At 68.6% G+C, this 16,611-nt stretch carries 13 protein-coding genes; 8 read left to right on the top strand and 5 right to left on the bottom strand.

All coding sequences use genetic code 11. The features are described from left to right. Window positions 1-25: 25 nt before the first annotated feature. Complete coding sequence (locus HMPREF9058_RS05850) at window positions 26-580, bottom strand: hypothetical protein (RefSeq protein ID WP_009405434.1); 555 nt, start codon at window positions 578-580, stop codon at window positions 26-28. A gap of 21 nt (window positions 581-601) precedes the next feature. On the opposite strand from HMPREF9058_RS05850, the gene HMPREF9058_RS05855 reads away from it, so the two are divergent. The 3 genes from HMPREF9058_RS05855 (at window position 602) to sucB (ending at window position 5,942) form a co-directional block, all read left to right on the top strand. Continuing rightward, window positions 602-2,614, top strand: coding sequence for a leucyl aminopeptidase (locus HMPREF9058_RS05855; RefSeq protein ID WP_043537662.1), 2,013 nt, complete (start codon window positions 602-604; stop codon window positions 2,612-2,614). Window positions 2,615-2,852: 238 nt separating this feature from the next. Next, a complete protein-coding gene (gene lpdA / locus HMPREF9058_RS05860; RefSeq protein ID WP_009405889.1) occupies window positions 2,853-4,226 on the top strand; it encodes a dihydrolipoyl dehydrogenase in 1,374 nt (457 codons plus the stop codon). Window positions 4,227-4,256: 30 nt separating this feature from the next. Continuing rightward, complete coding sequence (sucB, locus tag HMPREF9058_RS05865) at window positions 4,257-5,942, top strand: 2-oxoglutarate dehydrogenase, E2 component, dihydrolipoamide succinyltransferase (protein ID WP_009747345.1); 1,686 nt, start codon at window positions 4,257-4,259, stop codon at window positions 5,940-5,942. Window positions 5,943-6,083: 141 nt separating this feature from the next. Here the strand turns inward: sucB and HMPREF9058_RS05870 are convergent, their stop codons facing one another. The 3 genes from HMPREF9058_RS05870 to HMPREF9058_RS05880 all read right to left on the bottom strand — a co-directional run bounded on the left by HMPREF9058_RS05870 (window position 6,084) and on the right by HMPREF9058_RS05880 (window position 8,058). Further along, window positions 6,084-7,058 carry a Clp protease N-terminal domain-containing protein gene (locus HMPREF9058_RS05870; protein WP_009405751.1) on the bottom strand — a complete coding sequence of 325 codons (975 nt, stop codon included), beginning with the start codon at window positions 7,056-7,058 and terminating at the stop codon, window positions 6,084-6,086. Between the two features lie 2 nt (window positions 7,059-7,060). After that, entirely contained in the window at window positions 7,061-7,303 is a 243-nt protein-coding gene (locus tag HMPREF9058_RS13780) for a hypothetical protein (RefSeq protein WP_009406403.1), read from the bottom strand. A 134-nt stretch (window positions 7,304-7,437) separates the two neighbouring features. Then, window positions 7,438-8,058 carry a TetR/AcrR family transcriptional regulator gene (locus tag HMPREF9058_RS05880; protein WP_043537663.1) on the bottom strand — a complete coding sequence of 207 codons (621 nt, stop codon included), beginning with the start codon at window positions 8,056-8,058 and terminating at the stop codon, window positions 7,438-7,440. An 87-nt stretch (window positions 8,059-8,145) separates the two neighbouring features. On the opposite strand from HMPREF9058_RS05880, the gene HMPREF9058_RS05885 reads away from it, so the two are divergent. Continuing rightward, window positions 8,146-10,413: an FAD-dependent oxidoreductase gene (locus HMPREF9058_RS05885; protein WP_009747572.1), complete on the top strand. Its 2,268-nt coding sequence runs from the start codon at window positions 8,146-8,148 to the stop codon at window positions 10,411-10,413. A gap of 66 nt (window positions 10,414-10,479) precedes the next feature. Here the strand turns inward: HMPREF9058_RS05885 and HMPREF9058_RS05890 are convergent, their stop codons facing one another. Next, a complete protein-coding gene (locus tag HMPREF9058_RS05890; RefSeq protein WP_043537824.1) occupies window positions 10,480-12,210 on the bottom strand; it encodes a serine/threonine-protein kinase in 1,731 nt (576 codons plus the stop codon). A 102-nt stretch (window positions 12,211-12,312) separates the two neighbouring features. On the opposite strand from HMPREF9058_RS05890, the gene lipB reads away from it, so the two are divergent. The 4 genes from lipB to glnA all read left to right on the top strand — a co-directional run bounded on the left by lipB (window position 12,313) and on the right by glnA (window position 16,585). Continuing rightward, window positions 12,313-13,014: a lipoyl(octanoyl) transferase LipB gene (gene lipB, locus HMPREF9058_RS05895; RefSeq protein WP_009406303.1), complete on the top strand. Its 702-nt coding sequence runs from the start codon at window positions 12,313-12,315 to the stop codon at window positions 13,012-13,014. A 91-nt stretch (window positions 13,015-13,105) separates the two neighbouring features. Beyond that, window positions 13,106-14,137 carry a lipoyl synthase gene (locus tag HMPREF9058_RS05900; protein ID WP_009405909.1) on the top strand — a complete coding sequence of 344 codons (1,032 nt, stop codon included), beginning with the start codon at window positions 13,106-13,108 and terminating at the stop codon, window positions 14,135-14,137. 75 nt (window positions 14,138-14,212) lie between these two features. Further along, window positions 14,213-14,968 carry a DUF4191 domain-containing protein gene (locus HMPREF9058_RS05905; protein ID WP_009747267.1) on the top strand — a complete coding sequence of 252 codons (756 nt, stop codon included), beginning with the start codon at window positions 14,213-14,215 and terminating at the stop codon, window positions 14,966-14,968. 192 nt (window positions 14,969-15,160) lie between these two features. Further along, the gene (gene glnA, locus HMPREF9058_RS05910; RefSeq protein ID WP_009406456.1) at window positions 15,161-16,585 is read left to right on the top strand and encodes a type I glutamate--ammonia ligase; all 1,425 of its coding nucleotides are present in this window, start codon (window positions 15,161-15,163) and stop codon (window positions 16,583-16,585) included. Window positions 16,586-16,611 lie beyond the last annotated feature (26 nt).

Raw genomic sequence — 16,611 nt, forward strand, 5'->3', positions numbered from 1 at the left:
CCTGTTCAGGACTCGCCGCAGCGCCTCACCGGTCCCGACCACCGCGGGACGTCTTGTGAGTCCGGCCCTCCTGGACCGCCCGGGCCTTCTCGCTGATGCTCTCGGTGAGGGTGTCGGATAGCTCGGTGATGCGCTCGGCGTTGGCCACGATGCGCCGGGGGTCGGACATCCACATCCACGCAGCGGCGACCACCGGGAGGATCGCGGGCAGGTACCACCGAGACCGGCCCCAGTGCGCCCACACCGAGACGCTGAGGTCGGCGGGCGAAGGGGTGGGCAGGGTGAGAACACCGATGAGCACTGCCATGGTGGCCAGCGCCCCCAGGCACATCCAGCCGATATTGCGCATCCGGCGCCCGTTGTGAGCCACACAGACGGCCAGCAGGAGGTACAGGACGCCCCCCAGGAGGTTGAGCGACCACACCGCGGGCTCCTCATCGGGGCTTCTCAACAGCGTCGTCAGGGAGGGGACGAGGACGATCGCCCCGAAGACGGCGAAGACGCCGACCAGGATCCGCCCCCACCCGTATGCGGGACGGCGGGTGTCCTGAACCGGGCGTACCGATGAGCGCTCGTCCATGAGGAACGACCTTTCCGTGTGATGACCTTCGGCACGCGCAGCACCGGTTCAACCTCCAACCAATGCCAGAACGTTACTATTCACAACGTGAGCACCATTAAGTTGACCAAATCCCTGAACGCACGCGCCTCGGCGGACGATGACCGCAAGGATACCGACCTCAGCAGTCAGGCCGAGGTCGACACGGACAAGGAGGCCGAGAGCTCCGAGGCTCCCGCAGCCGGCGACGGGGCCGGCTCGACAGATGCCGAAGCCGCCGAGCGGGACCTGAAGCAGGACTCCGACGGCGACGAGGATGCCTCCGAGGACCAGGAGGGCAACGCCGACGGTGCCAGCGTCAAGGGCAGCGGATCCGAGGCGGGATCCGACGTCGTCCCTGATGACGCCTCCGGCACCGAGGCCGACGTGCTCGTCCTGGCCGCAGCGCCGGGCCGGGACGGGGCCGAGGCCCCCGAGATTCTCCTGGAGGGCCTCGAGCCGCCGTCGAGCACCGCCCTGGAGGACCTGGACGTCAACGCCCTGGTGACCCTGCTGCCCGCCTTGGGCTTCTCGGGCGCCCAGGACTCGGTGGTGCGTCTGCCCTCCTCCGCGGTGACTGCCCAGGGCTACCGGGGACCGGCGACGATCCTCGTGGTCGGCGTCGGAACGGGCTGGGCCGACACCGATCCGCTCGCCGTCACCACTGACGACGAGGCCGCACTGGGCTACAACCAGACCGGTCTCCTGCGCCGGGCAGCCGGACGCGCCACCCGAGCACTGGCCGAGACCGACTCCGCGGTCCTGGCACTGCCCACGCTCTGCGAGGAGCAGCTCGCCGCCGTCGCGCACGGAGCCGCCCTGGGCGCATACTCCTGGAGCGCGACGAAGAACGAGGACCGCCCCGGACAGGAGACGGCCTCGAAGAACACCTCCCCGCTCACGACCATCTCGATCATCTCCCCCCTGGCCGACACCCCCGAGGGGCAGGAGGCGCTGGCGGGAGCCCTGGCGCTGTCCCAGGCCACGGCACTGACCCGGGATCTGGTCAACGAGCCGCCGAACCGGCTGACTCCGGAGGTCTTCGCCGAGAGGGCCCGCGCAGCCGGGCAGGAGGCCGGCATCCGCGTTGAGATCTGGGACGCCCCGGCACTGGTCGAGCAGGGCTTCGGGGGGATCCTCGGCGTGGCTCAGGGCTCGGTGCACCCGGCGCGCCTGGTCCGTCTGGAGTGGTCGCCGGAGCACGCAGCCAAGGCCTCCGGCGGGCAGGAGGGCTCACAGGTCGAGGGTGACGGAGCAGCCGGTCGCCCCAAGCACGTCGCCCTCATCGGCAAGGGCATCACCTTCGACTCCGGCGGCCTGTCCCTCAAGCCGGCCTCCTCGATGCCGGAGATGAAGTCCGACATGGCGGGGGCCGCCACCGTGCTGGGCGCCATCGTCACGGCCGCGCGCCTGGCACTTCCGATCCGCGTCACCGCGTGGCTGGCGCTGGCCGAGAACATGCCCGGCGCCGACGCCCAGCGCCCCAGCGACGTCATCACGATGTTCGACGGCACCACTGTGGAGGTGACCAACACCGACGCCGAGGGGCGCCTGGTCATGGCCGACGCCCTGGCACGGGCCGTCACGGAGGAGCCCGATGCCGTCCTGGACGTGGCCACCCTCACCGGGGCGCAAATCGTGGCCCTGGGCGACCACGTGGCCGCCGTCATGGGGACGCCGGACCTTCGCGAGGAGGTCGTCGCCGCGGCGCAGCGGGCCGGAGAGTCCTTCTGGCCGATGCCGCTGCCGGCGCACCTGCGTGCCACCCTGGACTCGCCCTTCGCCGACCTGCGCAACACCAAGGTCGGCTCGCGTGCCGGCGGGATGCTCTCGGCCGGGCTGTTCCTGCGCGAATTCGTCGGGCACCGGCCGTGGGCCCACCTCGACATCGCCGGTCCCGCCTACAACGACTCCTCTCCCTGGGGCCTGACTCCGACCGGCGGGACGGGCATGGGGGTCTCCACCCTGGTGGAGCTGCTCCGTTCGCTGTCCGCCGAGGTCAGCATCCTTTCCTGAGCCCGCGCCCAGCGGAGACGAGTTGACGACGAGCCGTGCCGGGGCCTCACACGAGCGCCCCGGCACGGCTCGTTGCCGAAACCACCCATGAACGGTGATGCGTCTCACCCCGTTTTCAGGACTCTGGTCCCTAAACAGCAACCCCCGTGGCTCCTGCACTCCCTCTTCAGGTGGAACAATGGCCCCGTGCCGAGCCGCCCCGCGGGGGCGACGTGACCAACCAACAAGGAGTGAGTTCGTGACAGAGACCGTCTACGACATGGTCATTCTGGGCGCGGGATCAGGGGGCTACGCCGCCGCCCTGCGTGGCGCCCAACTGGGCCTCAAGGTCGCCCTCATCGAGGCGGACAAGCTGGGGGGCACCTGCCTCCACCGCGGCTGCGTGCCCACCAAGGCCCTGCTGCACGCCGCCGAGACCGCCGATGCCGTGCGCGAGGCCGCCACGGTGGGCATCAAGGCCGCCTTCGAGGGCGTGGACATGCCTGGCGTCCAGAAGTACAAGAACAGCATCGTCTCGCGGATGCACAAGGGCCTGGAGGGCCTGGTGTCCTCGCGGGGCATTGACCTGATCCAGGGGTGGGGACGTCTGGTGGCCGCCGACGCCGTCGAGGTTGACGGCCGTCGCATCACCGGCCGCAACGTGGTCCTCGCCTCCGGCTCCTACTCCAAGACCATCGGGCAGGAGATCTCCGGAGGCGTCATCACCTCCGAGGAAGCCCTGGAGATGGACCACGTCCCCGCCTCGGCAGTGATTCTGGGTGGCGGCGTCATCGGGGTGGAGTTCGCCTCGGCCTGGGCCTCCATGGGCAGCCAGGTCACTATCATCGAGGGGCTGCCCCACCTGGTGCCCAACGAGGACGAGGCGATCGCCAAGCAGCTCGAGCGCGCCTTCCGCAAGCGCAAGATCACCTTCCGCACCAACACGATGTTCGAGTCGGTCGAGCGCCACGACGGCGGGGTGACCGTGCGCACCCAGGACGGCAAGACCCATGAGGCCGAGGTCCTCCTCATCGCCGTGGGCCGTGGACCGGCGACCGCCAACCTCGGCTACGAGGAGGTCGGGGTCGCCATGGACCGCGGCTTCGTCCTGGCCGACGAGTACGGCCGCACCAACGTCCCGGGCGTGTGGGCCGTGGGTGACATCGTCCCCGGCGTCCAGCTCGCCCACCGCGGCTTTGCCCAGGGCATCGTCGTGGCGGAGAAGATCGCGGGCCTGGACCCGACCCCGGTCGACGACGTCCTGGTACCCAAGGTGACCTTCTGCGAGCCCGAGATCGCCTCGGTGGGGCTGTCTGAGGCCAAGGCCGCCGAGATCCACGGCAAGGAGAACATCACCTCCGCCGAGTTCAACGTGGCCGGCAACGCCAAGAGCCAGATCCTGGGGACGCAGGGCTTCGTCAAGCTCGTCTCCCTCAAGGACGGCCCGATCCTGGGCTTCCACGCCATCGGCGCCCGCATGGGCGAGCAGGTGGGTGAGGGACAGCTCATGGTGTCCTGGGAGGCCGACGCCGACGACGTCGCCGCCCTGGTCCACGCCCACCCCACCCAGAACGAGACCCTCGGCGAGGCCGCCATGGCCCTCGCCGGCAAGCCGCTGCACAACCACGGCTGATCCAGCTAGACGAGAGTAAGGAAGACAGTAATGTCAGAGTCCGTGAAGATGCCCGCCCTGGGTGAGTCCGTCACCGAGGGGACGGTCTCCTCCTGGCTCAAGGCCGTGGGAGACACCGTCGAGGCCGACGAGCCCCTGCTGGAGGTCGCCACCGACAAGGTCGACACCGAGGTCCCCTCCCCCGCATCCGGCGTCCTGCTGGAGATCCGCGTCCCCGAGGACGAGACCGTCGAGGTCGGCACCGTCCTGGCCATCATCGGCGACCCCTCCGAGGCGGGCTCCGCCCCGGCTCCTGCGGCGCCCGCGCCGCAGGCCGCACCCGAGCCCCCGGCACCGGCTCCCACCCCAGCCGCTGAGGCCCCGGCCCCCGCCGCCCCGCAGGCCGGCGGCTCGGCCGAGGGCACTGAGGTGAAGATGCCGGCTCTGGGTGAGTCCGTCACCGAGGGGACGGTCTCCTCCTGGCTCAAGGCCGTGGGAGACACCGTCGAGGCCGACGAGCCCCTGCTGGAGGTCGCCACCGACAAGGTCGACACCGAGGTCCCCTCCCCCGCATCCGGCGTCCTGCTGGAGATCCGCGTCCCCGAGGACGAGACCGTCGAGGTCGGCACCGTCCTGGCCATCATCGGCGACCCCTCTGACGCAGGCTCCGCCCCAGCACCGGCCGCCCGCGCGCCCCATGCCGCACCCGACCCCCCGGCTCCCGCCCCGGCACCGGCTGCGACCGCGGCGCCTGCGGCCGCCGCCCCGGTGAGCTCTGGAGCCTCGGGTTCCTACGTCACGCCGATCGTGCGCAAGCTCGCCAAGGACAAGGGTGTGGACCTGTCCACCGTCACCGGTACGGGTGTGGGCGGACGCATCCGCAAGCAGGACGTGGAGGCTGCCGCCAAGGCCGCTGAGGAGGCCCGCGCGGCGGCAGCCGCCCCGGCTCCGGCTACTGAGGCCTCGGCGCCTGCCGCCGCGGCCAAGCCGGCCTCGGCCAAGCCCGAGGTGGACACCACCCTGCGTGGCCGCACGGAGAAGATGAGCCGGCTGCGTCAGGTCATCGCCGATCGCATGATCGACTCCCTGCAGACCTCCGCCCAGCTGACCACCGTCGTCGAGGTGGACGTGACTCGCGTGGCCGCTCTGCGGGCCCGCGCGAAGAACGACTTCCTGGCCAAGAACGGCACCAAGCTGACTTTCCTGCCCTTCTTCGTCCAGGCGGCGACGGAGGCCCTCAAGGCCCACCCGAAGATCAACGCCTCCATCGAGGGCAAGAACGTCACCTACCACGATGTCGAGCACGTCGGCATCGCGGTGGACACGCCGCGCGGCCTGCTCGTGCCGGTGGTCAAGAACGCCGGGGACCTCAACATCCCCGGGCTGGCCAAGCGCATCAACGACCTGGCCGCCCGTACCCGGGACAACAAGGTCAACCCCGATGAGCTCAGCGGCTCGACCTTCACGATCACCAACACCGGCAGCGGCGGTGCCCTGTTCGACACCCCGATCATCAACCAGCCGGAGGTCGCGATCCTGGGGCTGGGCGCCATCCAGCGCCAGCCGCGCGTCATCAAGGATGCCGACGGCGGCGAGGTCATCGCCATCCGCTCGGTGTGCTACCTGGCCCTGTCCTACGACCACCGACTGGTGGACGGCGCGGACGCGGCCCGCTACCTCATGACGGTCAAGAAGCGCCTCGAGGAGGGCGACTTCGGCGGCGAGCTGGGGCTGTGAGCCTGCGCTCGGCCCGCTAGGCCGTCAACGGGGCCCCGCACCATCACGGTGCGGGGCCCCGTTCGTTGTACCCGGGCCATCGGGTCCTGTACTCGGGCATACGACAACCGCCGCTGTCCGTTCCCGGGCTCACGGCTTGGCTCAGGAGTCCTCCGCTGCAGCCCGTGCGATACCGGCGAGCGTGTTCTCCAGCCCCAGACGAGTCCCGCGCCAGACGATCGGGTAGAGCAGCGTCCCCAGCCGTCCCCATGTGCGATGTGCCAGGACCACACGGACACGAGTGCCGCCTGGCGCCTCAATCAGGTGCAGGTCACGAACGGATGCCACCTCACCGTCGCGACGCCCTGAGACGACGGTGCACGACCAGGTAACCCTCGTGTCCACGACCGTCTCCAGCCGCCACCTCAGGAAGGCGGTTCGACGTCGCCCCTCCGCCCTCTGCACGGCGCCGTCGGAAAGTACCTCAACCAGCTGCTGCCGGGGCATCCCCCACCACGTGAGCCGTTCCGGGTCCCTCAGTAGGGCCGCCAGCTGAGCCACCGGCGCTGAGATGAAGCGTTCCTGACTCAGGACCCGATCCAGACCGTACCCACGGTACTCATCAGTCATCCGGTAGCGTCCCCGGGCCGATTCCTCGTCGGCTGCTATCTCGCTGAGCTCAGTGCGCAGGTAGCCGACATCAACACCGCAGTGAGCCAGAAGCCTGACAACCGGGGACTGGAGCGAGACGGTGGATGAGGAGATGAGGGCTTGTAGAGCCTGAGCGCTGGTGCTGAATGAAGCCCCCGTGTTGTCAAAGAACTCGGCAGCAGCGTCCGAGAGGGGAATCTCTCCTCCCGCCTCCGCGGTCAGCTCTTCGGCTGAGATCGGCGCAGGTCTGACGGCGTCGGGAAGGCTGATGCCCACGCGCGCAAGATCCGCATGAGCCATGTCGTCGATGGCGGCACGCGCTCGCGTGAGAGTCACGCCCTGGGCCGCCAAGACGGCCGCAGCCGTCCCGCCTTGGGCGAGGAGACCGAGGAGCATGTGCTCCGGCTCGACCTCCCGGTGGCGAAGGCGCGCGGCTTCCGCGTGCGTGGCTTCGAGCCAGGTCAGGTAGTGGTTAACGGCGGGCATCGTCATCTCCTTCGGGTCGGGGCCAATCCGGGCTGAACTCGCTTTGCGTACTTCTTGTGGACTGCCTGACGAGAGACTCCAAGACAGGAGGCGATCTCGATCCATCCCATGCCCGCGCGCAGAGCGGCCTCGACCTGCGCAAGCTCAAGGCTGTCCGTCAGTCGTCGCAGAGCCGCCACGGCTCGTAGCCCATCTTCGGGGCGAGTGGTGTCAGCAGCCTCAGTGGCTGCGGTGAGCGCATCCATGCGAGCAACCTAGGTTGACGAAACTACTTTGTCAACCTAAGTTGCTATTCAACTTCAACAAAGACATTCAGCCAGGAGACCGAACACCTTTCCGCTTCCGTCACACACCTGCCACTATGACGATTCCCGCTCCCTCATCCCCTACCAACCCCAGGCACCCCAGCAAGACCGACGACGCCGCGAGCAAAGTCGATGCGATCCTCCGTGGAGCTGAACTCGCCTGCCAAGGGGCCGTCGAGGAGCAGCGAGGCCAGGCCGTGCACGCCAGACCAGATCAGAACCTCCGCCTCGACCTGAGCACCATCGCCCATCATGGCCTTCGCCAGACGGGCCAGCTCATGACGCGCACGCTCACCGGCCTGCACCACCTCCGGGAAGCGCTCGGGATCGCAGACGTCGGGCCGGAACATCACTCGGAACACCCCGGGATGGCGTAGCGCGAACTCAACGTAAGCGTTTCCCGAAGCCACCAGGACCGCATGCAGATCTGCACCCCCAAGCCCCTCGTGCGCCGCAGCAAGCCTGTCCGCGAGCTCATCGAAGCCCTCACATACCAAGGCCGCCAGGATGGCCTCGCGGTTTGCGAAGTAGTGGTACGGCGCCTGGTGCGTACAACCGGCACGACGTGCAACCTCTCGCATACTCAGGGCACTGGGGCCGGCTTCATCGAGGAGCTCCCTGCTGGTTCGCAGCAGCTCGGAGCGCAGATCCCGGCCGCCGCGGCGCCCTGAGGCACCTGTCGTTTCTGAGGTCATGGAAGGAGTCTAGAACCGAACTACTAGACAGTGTCCAGTTGACTGCTATGCTGACTTGACACTGTCTAGTTACTGGAGGGGTAAAGGATGTCCTACGACGTCATCGTGATCGGTTCGGGTATTGGAGGCCTGACGACTGCCGGCCTGCTGGCGCGGGCCGCCGGCAAGCGAGTTCTGGTCCTGGAGCGGCATACGGAACCGGGCGGACTGACGCACACCTTCCGGCGTGACGGCGCCTCCTGGGACGTGGGGGTGCACTACATCGGTCAGCTCGGTCCCGGAAGCCAGGGCCGCGCCTACTTCGACTACCTCTCCGGTGGTGAGCTGGAGTGGAACCGCATGCCCGACTCCTACGACAGATTCGTCTACCCGGGCGTGGACCTGCGCGTCAGCAGCGATCCGCTTCGGTACGAGCGCGACCTGATTGCCGCGTTCCCCCAGGAGGCCAGAGCCATTCACCGTTACTTCCAGGATGTTCGCCGGGTGACACGGTGGGTGACGCTGAGCTTCGTCCAGGGGATGGTCCCCCGACCTGCGGCCTCGCTGCTCAGGGCCGCCCAGCGCCTGGGAGGCCGGAAAGCCACTCGGACGACGAAGGCGTATCTGGATGCCCATTTCCGCTCCCCCAGGCTCAAGGCCGTCCTGGCCAGTCAGTGGGGGGACTACGGCCTGCCGCCGTCCCGATCGGCCTTTGCCGTGCACGCACTGATCGTCTCCCACTACCTCGAGGGCGCCTGGTTCCCCCGCGGCGGCAGCGCTCGGATCGCCCGCACCTTCGAGAAGGGCATCGAGCAGGCCGGAGGCGCGGTCCGCGTCGCTCAGGAGGTCACCGAGATCCTCACCGAGAACGGGAAGGCGGTCGGGGTCCGCGTCATGGACCACAGAGGCTCCCAGGTACGCGAACGCGTCTACCGCGCCCCGGTCATCGTGTCCGCCATCGGCGCCTCCAACACCTTCAACCGCCTGTTGCCCACATTGGGAGAGATCGGGAGACGCACCGGGCCCGCACGCCGCTCGCTGGAGCACCTGGGTACGGGCACGTCCGCGGTCACCGTCTTCCTACGCTTGCGTGATGACCCGCGCCGCATCGGCATCGATGGTGGAAACATCTGGGTGAACCGGGACCTCGATCACGAGGGCGCACAACGGTACAGGGATTCGTTGCTCGAGGGGCGCCCTCACGACGTCTTCGTCTCCTTCCCCTCTCTGAAGTCCGGCGAGTCCCCACATACCGCCGAGCTCATCTCCTTCTGTGACGCGCGAGCCTTCCGGCAGTGGGCCGAGCAGCCCCGAGAAAACCGCGGCCCCGAGTACTTCGCTCTCAAGGAGCGCATCGCCCAAGGCATGCTGGAGCTGGCTGAGAGCGCGGCCCCGGGGCTGACCGAGCTCGTGGACTACGTGGAGACCTCCACTCCTTTGACCTACGAGCACTACACCGCTCATCCCGCCGGGGCCTTCTACGGTCCTCCGGCCACTCCGCTGAGGTTCCGGTCCCACCCCCTGGGGCCGCGCACGGCCGTCCCCGGTCTGTTCCTCTCCGGCCAGGACGCCGGGAGCACCGGCATCATGGGAGCCATGATGGGCGGAGTCGCAGCCACGTGCCAGGTCCTTGGGCCCCGCGGGTATCCCACTATCGCCTCCGCCCTGCGAGAGAGGCCCGAGGCTCCTGAGTCTCGAGCAGTGCACCCTCTGCCCGAGGGCAAGCACCTCGCCACCCTGGTCTCCAAACGGCGCCTGACTCCCAGCGTGTGGGAGGCGGAGCTGCAGTTGGACGGCAGGATCGGCTTGTGGGCGCCAGGGCAGTTCGCCCGTCTGCACGTGGGCGATGACGCATGGCGTGACTACTCGATCGCGGGGCTGGAGGAGGATCGTCTTCGTCTGCTCATCTCCACCCGGACAGGCGGCCGAGGTTCCCAGTTCATTGAGAACGCGGACACGGGCGCGCAGACAGTGGTGGAGCTGCCCCTGGGCGGCTTCGGGCTCGCCGACTCGGGCAGGCGCCGCCTGTTCATCGCCACCGGCACGGGGATCGCACCCATGCTGGCCATGTTCGCTCAGGCTGCGGGCCTGGAGCACGACACTCTGCTCTTCGGGTGCCGTCACCAGGAGGAGGACCTGACCACCAGGATCAGCTCCCCCTTGCCTGGGACCGTCGTGCGCTGTCTGAGCCGCCAGGAGGCTCCAGGCGCATTCCACGGACGAGTCACCCAGGCCCTCACCGCGCTCGCTCACGACCTCCAGCTCGATCCCGAGTGCACGGACGTCTACCTGTGCGGTTCGGCGGCGATGGTGGCAGATGCACGAGACGTGCTCGAGCACGAGGGCTACACGTCGGTCCTGACCGAGCCCTACTGAACCCAACGAGAGGTCCGTATCCGCACCACTCATCGACCGCGCCTGGCCTGCGGTGCCCCTGAGAGGTCACTCCACGGCTCGAATGTCCGCAACGCGCCACGGCTCCGGGACGACGATGAGCACGACCTGGCGGGGTGCGAGGGCCGGAACCGTCCGCGTTCCCTCAGGCCCCGAACGCGTTGAGGCGCTTTGAGACAGCGTCACCTGGACCGCTCTCGCGCCGGCCCACTGCTCCGCCGCGTCGTCAGGCAGCCTCACCTCAGCGACCTGGCTGACGGAGGTGTGCAGCTCCTTGACGCCTTCACCGGAGTCGGACAGCTCAGTGAGAACCTGAGTGTCGGCCCGCGCCGCGGGCGACCCCGGTACCGTCGTGGCAGCCAGAGCGACGGCATCGCCGGCCATGAGGGCCCGGTCTCGAGCCGCGGACAGTCCGACGACGACGCTGGCCACGTCGACGCCGCCGCTCCCGCCAGGAGCCTGCGTCGACGCCGTTGCGACTGAGCTCCCGGCGACTAAGGGAGACGGGCTACCTGAAGGGATGGCTCCGGCGCGGGAGGAGGTCAGCGGCCGCGCCGATGCTGGCGGGCCGGCGGCCGCTCCGAGCGCCCACGCGGGCCTGTGCGACACCAGGGCCTTGGCCGGCCCCCAGGCGGCCAGGCAGATGGCCACCAGCGCCACTGCCGTAAGTCCCCAGGCGCGGGTGCGCGAGCGCCCTGATCCTCCCCTTCTCCCCCAGCGTATGGCCGCGGGCCCTCGCCCGGTGCGGCCGGCACTGCCATGGTTGTTCCGTGGCTCGCTCCTCGTCCTCGGCCGGCGGCTCGGTCGGTTTTTGGGCGTGAGCCTGGAGCCGACCGTGCGGGTCGGGGTGCGGGCCGCTGCTCGCAGGGAGCCGGCAGCCATGCGGGCGCCGTCAGGCAGCTCGATGGGTGAGGCCTGCCCGAGCTGAGGTGCCCGGGCCGCCAGATCCCGTGCGGTGGGACGGTCTGCGGGCTCCTCGGCCAGGGCATCAGTCAGGATTCCCGCCAGGCGCCGGGAGGCGGTACCGCCCTGTCCCGAGCACTCGGTCAGCAGACGAGCCAGGGCGTAGACGTCACCGGCCGCGGAAGGCGGGGCACCGGCGAGGCGTTCCGGCGCGGCATACTCCTGCGTGCCCGTCTCCATGACGGAGCCCAGCAGGTCGACGAGAACCGGGTGCCCATCGGCGGTCACCAGGACGTTGCCGCTCGACACGTCCCCGTGGGTCGCTCCGTGCTCGTGCAGGTACGCCAGTGCCGAGCCCAGAACGTCCAGGAGCGTGGCCAGCGAGGAGACGTTCAGTCGTCCTCGCGCCCCCAGAACCACGTCGAGTCCCGCCCCGTCGACGAGGTCCATGATGACGCCCGCCCGATGCTCGGGCAGCGAGACCACCTCCCGCACGGTGACCAGGCCGGGGTGGCGCAGGACGCGCAGGTCGGCCAGGCGCCGCAGGACTATGGCTCCAGCACGTCCGTGGGGCAGGTCGACGACCCGGACGACCACATGGCGGCCCTGCGCATCGAGGCCACGGCGAGGGGCGCTGGGGGCAGTGGAGCGCCCCATGACCTCACCGACGGTGTAGCCCTGCTGCGACAGGGCGCCGAGCGCCGAGTCAGGGATACTCGGCTCCGCGTCCGAGGGTGGCAGTGAGCCGGCGCGAGGGGCGCTCGCGCGGCGCGGCCGGAGTCGCCGGCGAGGTACGGGACGGCGTCGGGGCCGGGGACGGTGGGAGGCTCCATCTCCGGGGCGGTCGGCGGGGCAGGGGCACGTCGTCGGGCTCATGCACTCCATGGTCATCACGGCGCACCGTGATGACCAGCCCTTTCGACCGGCCTGTGGATAACTCGGGTTCGGGTGCCGGTTGTGGTCACGTAGACTGCGCCCGTGCTGCGTGAGGACATGGAGCTCGGTTCCCGGCTCATCCCCTTCCATGAGGGTTGGCAGCGGCAGAGGGATGTTCACGGCGAGATCGTGGAGGGGCACCGCCCCTCGACCCTTCTGCTCGTGGAGCACGAACCGGTCTACACCGTCGGCAGGAGGGCCCACTCCTGGGAGCGGCCCAGCGCCGACGTCGTCGAGCCCGGTCACGTACCGGTGGTCGACGTGGACCGTGGCGGCAAGACCACCTGGCACGGGCCCGGACAGCTGACCGTGTACCCGATCCTGCGCCTGGCCCAGCCCATTGACGTCATCCGCTACGTACGGGCCCTGGAGGCCGCCGTCATTGACCTGTGCGACCTCTACGGACTGGAGACGATCCGTGTCGAGGGGCGCTCCGGGGTCTGGCTGCCGGCCGATCCTGAAGCCGCGGGCGAGGCGGATCAGCTTGCGCGCCCCGAGCGCAAGATCTGCGCCCTGGGGGTGAGGGTCGCCCGCGGCGTGACCATGCACGGGATCGGCCTGAACGTCGATCCCGACCTGGAGACCTTCTCCCTGGATCGCATCATTCCCTGCGGAATCGACGACGCCGGCGTGACCTCACTGGCAGCGGAGACCGGCCGGCACCTGGAGACCAGCGCCCCCGCGGACGCCTTGGTATCCACCCTGGAGAGCCACCTGTTGCCCTTGGTGGCGGATGCCACGTGACAACAGGCCTTACTCCTAGGCCGGAGGTCCTAAGAACCTCGGGAGCGTACTAGACTCCCCGTAGAACCGTCGTCAGCGAGGAGAGGTAGACGTGAGCACCACCGTGGCCCCTGAGGGACGTAAGCTCTTGCGGGTTGAGGCGCGCAATGCCCAGACCCCCATTGAGTCCAAGCCCGACTGGCTGCGCACCCGCGCCGTCGTCTCCGACACCTACCAGGAGGTCCGCGGCCTGGTGCGGGAGAAGAGCCTGCACACGGTGTGTGCCGAAGCGAACTGCCCCAACATCTACGAGTGCTGGAATGACCGTGAGGCCACTTTCCTGGTGGGTGGCGAGATGTGCACCCGACGCTGCGACTTCTGCGACATCGCCACCGGCCGCCCCACCGAGTACGACGTCGATGAGCCCCGGCGTGTGGCGGTCTCGATCAAGGAGATGGACCTGCGCTACGCCACCGTCACCGGGGTGGCCCGCGACGACCGTCCCGACGGTGGCGCCTGGCTCTACGCCGAGACCGCCCGCCAGGTGCACGAGCTCTCGCCGGGCACCGGTGTCGAGCTGCTCATCCCCGACTTCAAGGGAAACCCCGACGCGCTTGAGGACGTCTTCTCCTCGCGCCCCGAGGTTCTCGGCCACAACCTGGAGACGGTCCCGCGCATCTTCAAGCGGATCCGGCCGGCCTTCTCCTACCAGGGCAGCCTCGACGTCATCACAGCCGCCGCGGAGGCAGGACTGGTCACCAAGTCCAACCTCATCCTGGGCATGGGCGAGACCCGTGACGAGATCGAGGCGGCCATGTCCGCCCTGGTGGAGGCGCGTTGCGACATCCTCACCATCACCCAGTACCTGCGCCCCTCCAAGCTGCACCACCCTGTTGACCGCTGGGTCAAGCCTCAGGAGTTCGTGGATCTCAGCCGCCTGGCCGAGGAGATCGGATTCGCCGCCGTCATGAGCGGCCCCATGGTGCGTTCCTCCTACCGCGCCGGCATGCTGTGGGGACGGGCCATGGTCAAGCGCGGTCGCCCCATCCCCGAGCACCTCTCGCAGCTCGCCGAGCCGGCCACCGCCCGCCAGGAGGCGTCGGCCCTGCTGGGAGCCCACCCCCACCTCGCCGCCGCCTGCTGAGGACTCCACACGGGTCCCACGCAGCCGACCGGGTTCCCGGTGCGTACCGGCCTGCCACGCTGACGGCGAGACCATGTGTGCCGGCGCACCAACGTCGTCTATGGTGTGCCCGTGAGTAGTGCCCAGTCCCCCCAGCCGAAGAAGAAGCGCCGGCTGGCTCAGTACCTTCAGAACATCAAGGACTCCTACACGATCTCGCGGCGAAGCTACCCGTGGATCGGGTGGACGATGCTGGCGGTGCTCGCCACGGGCCTCGCACTGGGGGCCGCTGTCTCCTTCGGTTACGGACTGTCCCTGTGGTACTGGCTGATGGTGGGCATCCTCATGGCGCTCATGATCGACATGGTCATTCTGTCGTTCACGGTGCGCCGCGCTTCCTTCTCCCAGATCGAGGGAATGCCAGGAGCGGCGAAGGCCGTTCTGGACCAGATCGGTCGGGGCTGGTTCGTGGAGCCCGAGCCCGTGGCCTTCACCAAGGATCAGGACCTCGTGTGGCGGCTGGTGGGACGCCCCGGTGTCGTTCTCATCGCGGAGGGACCCAGCACCCGCACCCGACGCATGTTGGCCGAAGAGGAGCGCAAGGTCCATCGGCTGCTGTCGACCGTCCCCATCCACACCCTTCAGGTGGGCACTGACGCCGGCCAGGTACGCCTGACGGACCTGTCCAAGACGCTGCGCCAGCTTCCAACCAAGCCCACGTCACTGACTGACAGCGAGATCACTCAGGTCTCCAAGCGCCTGACGTCGATGGCGGGCAAGAACCTGCCGATCCCCAAGCACATCGACCCCAATCGGGTCCGCCCCGACCGCCGTGCCATGCGCGGACGCTGAATCTCCGCCCCAGATCACCTCCTTCTCCCATGACACAGGGCCCTGCCGACTCGAAGAGTCCGGCGATCAACGGGCGAAACACTCAGGCAACACTGACGCCATTCCTTTGTCACGGTAACGTCAATATAGTGACCGCCGTCAGCCACAGTGCATACGCGTGAAGTATGTGCGCCGTTCCCACCTGGAGGAGATATGTTCAAGGACGCATCCGAGGCACTGACGTTCATCGAGACGGAGAATGTCGCGCTGGTCGATGTGCGGTTCTGCGACCTACCCGGCGTCATGCAGCACTTCACCATTCCTGTGGCCGCCTTCAAGGACGAGGCCCTCACTGACGGCCTGATGTTCGACGGCTCATCAATCCGAGGCTTCACCGCGATCCACGAGTCGGACATGAAGCTGGTTCCCGATGTGACCACAGCCTTCCTGGACCCGTTCCGCGAGGAGAAGACCCTGGTCGTCAACTTCTCGATCGTCGACCCCTTCACGGACGAGGTCTACCCGCGCGACCCCCGCTCGATCGCCGCCAAGGCCGAGGACTACCTGCGCTCCACCGGAATCGCCGACACCTGCTACATCGGGGCCGAGGCCGAGTTCTATCTCTTCGACTCGGTGCGCTACGAGGCCTCACCGGCCGAGTCCTTCTACGCCATCGACTCCTGCGAGGCGGCCTGGAACACCGGCCGCGAGGAGGAGGGCGGCAACAAGGGATACAAGACCGCTTTCAAGGGCGGCTACTTCCCCGTCTCCCCCAACGATCAGATGGCCGATATCCGTGATCGCATGGTCCGCACCTGCCTCGCCTCCGGACTGGAGATCGAACGGGCCCATCACGAGGTCGGGACCGCCGGACAGCAGGAGATCAACTACCGTTTCAGCTCTCTGCTCGCCGCGGGCGACGACATGATGAAGTTCAAGTACATCATCAAGAATGAGGCCTGGCGCAACGGCAAGACGGCCACCTTCATGCCCAAGCCGATCTTCGGCGACAACGGTTCGGGCATGCACACCCACCACTCGCTATGGAAGGACGGCAAGCCGCTGTTCTTCGACGAGCGGGGCTACGGCCAGCTCTCAGACCTCGCCCGCTGGTACATCGGTGGGATCCTGGCCCACGCCCCGGCGCTGCTGGCCTTCACCAACCCGTCAGTGAACTCCTTCCACCGCCTGGTCCCCGGCTTCGAAGCGCCGGTCAACCTGGTCTACTCGGCGCGCAACCGCTCGGCCTGCATCCGCATCCCGGTCACGGGCTCCTCCCCCAAGGCCAAGCGAGTGGAGTACCGGGTGCCGGATCCCTCCTCCAACCCCTACCTGTGCTTCGCCGCCGTCCTCATGGCCGGAATTGACGGCATCCGCAACCGCATCGAGCCCCGCGAGCCCATCGACAAGGACCTCTACGAGCTGGCTCCCGAGGAGTACTTCGACATCGACAAGCTCCCCGACAGCCTGGACCAGGCGCTGGAGGCCCTGGAGGACGACCACGACTTCCTCACCGAGGGAGACGTCTTCACCCCCGACCTCATCGAGACCTGGATCGAGTACAAGCGCACCAACGAGATCGAGCCGCTGCGGCTGCGCCCCCACCCCTACGAGTTCCAGCTCTACTACGACCTGTGAGCCGCTGACCCAGCTCAGACGGCGGC

The sequence above is a fragment of the Actinomyces sp. oral taxon 175 str. F0384 genome (assembly GCF_000223355.1).
GTDB lineage: Bacteria > Actinomycetota > Actinomycetes > Actinomycetales > Actinomycetaceae > Actinomyces > Actinomyces oris.

Coding starts and splice junctions, on each gene's coding strand:
- HMPREF9058_RS05850 (WP_009405434.1), bottom strand. CDS start 580: ATGGACGAGCGCTCATCGGTACGCCCGGTTCAGGACACCCGCCGTCCC.
- HMPREF9058_RS05855 (WP_043537662.1), top strand. CDS start 602: ATGACCTTCGGCACGCGCAGCACCGGTTCAACCTCCAACCAATGCCAG.
- sucB (WP_009747345.1), top strand. CDS start 4,257: ATGTCAGAGTCCGTGAAGATGCCCGCCCTGGGTGAGTCCGTCACCGAG.
- HMPREF9058_RS05870 (WP_009405751.1), bottom strand. CDS start 7,058: ATGCCCGCCGTTAACCACTACCTGACCTGGCTCGAAGCCACGCACGCG.
- HMPREF9058_RS13780 (WP_009406403.1), bottom strand. CDS start 7,303: ATGGATGCGCTCACCGCAGCCACTGAGGCTGCTGACACCACTCGCCCC.
- HMPREF9058_RS05880 (WP_043537663.1), bottom strand. CDS start 8,058: ATGACCTCAGAAACGACAGGTGCCTCAGGGCGCCGCGGCGGCCGGGAT.
- HMPREF9058_RS05885 (WP_009747572.1), top strand. CDS start 8,146: ATGTCCTACGACGTCATCGTGATCGGTTCGGGTATTGGAGGCCTGACG.
- HMPREF9058_RS05890 (WP_043537824.1), bottom strand. CDS start 12,210: ATGAGCCCGACGACGTGCCCCTGCCCCGCCGACCGCCCCGGAGATGGA.
- glnA (WP_009406456.1), top strand. CDS start 15,161: ATGTTCAAGGACGCATCCGAGGCACTGACGTTCATCGAGACGGAGAAT.